Raw genomic sequence first — 1,194 nt, forward strand, 5'->3', positions numbered from 1 at the left:
GATGGCCAAGGAAAAGTTCGAACGTAATAAGCCGCACTGCAACATCGGCACCATCGGTCACGTTGACCATGGCAAGACGACGCTGACGGCCGCGATCACGATCACGCTGGCGAAGTCGGGCGGCGCGACCGCCAAGAACTACGCCGACATCGACGCCGCGCCGGAAGAAAAGGCCCGCGGCATCACGATCAACACGGCTCACGTCGAGTACGAGACGGCCAACCGTCACTACGCGCACGTCGACTGCCCCGGCCACGCCGACTACGTGAAGAACATGATCACGGGCGCCGCCCAGATGGACGGCGCGATCCTGGTCGTGTCGGCCGCCGACGGCCCGATGCCGCAGACCCGCGAGCACATCCTGCTGGCCCGTCAGGTCGGCGTGCCGGCCCTGGTCGTGTTCATGAACAAGGTCGACATGGTCGACGACGAAGAGCTGCTGGAGCTCGTTGAAATGGAAGTGCGCGAGCTGCTCAGCTCGTACCAGTTCCCGGGCGACGATATCCCGATCACCAAGGGCTCGGCCCTGGCCGCCGTGGAAAACCGCGACGCCAAGATCGGTGAAGAAGCGATCCTGGCGCTGATGGCTTCGGTCGACGCCTACATCCCGCAGCCGGAACGTCCGGTTGACCTGCCCTTCCTGATGCCGGTCGAAGACGTGTTCTCGATCTCGGGCCGCGGCACCGTGGTCACCGGCCGTATCGAAAAGGGCATCGTCAAGGTCGGCGAAGAAGTCGAAATCGTCGGCATCCGTCCGGTCCAGAAGACGACCTGCACGGGCGTCGAAATGTTCCGCAAGCTGCTGGACCAAGGTCAAGCCGGCGACAACGTGGGCGTGCTGCTGCGCGGCACCAAGCGTGAAGACGTCGAGCGCGGCCAAGTGCTCTGCAAGCCGGGTTCGATCACCCCGCACACGAAGTTCGTGGCCGAAGCCTACATCCTGAACAAGGAAGAAGGCGGCCGTCACACCCCGTTCTTCACCAACTACCGTCCGCAGTTCTACTTCCGCACGACCGATGTCACCGGCATCATCAAGCTGAAGGAAGGCGTGGAAATGATCATGCCGGGCGACAACGCCGAGCTGGACGTCGAGCTGATCACCCCGATCGCCATGGACCAAGGCCTGCGCTTCGCCATCCGCGAAGGCGGCCGCACCGTCGGCGCCGGCGTCGTGGCCAAGATCGTCGAGTAATC

Annotated in this window: 1 protein-coding gene; it reads left to right on the plus strand. The window is 63.8% G+C overall.

The window, feature by feature from the left end; genetic code table 11:
- Position 1 precedes the first annotated feature (1 nt).
- A complete protein-coding gene (tuf, locus tag AC07NF_RS26125) occupies positions 2 to 1,192 on the plus strand; it encodes an elongation factor Tu (protein ID WP_454715277.1) in 1,191 nt (396 codons plus the stop codon).
- The last annotated feature ends 2 nt before the right edge of the window (positions 1,193 to 1,194 follow it).

The sequence above is a fragment of the Caulobacter sp. GW821-FHT10A06 genome, from assembly GCF_059415805.1.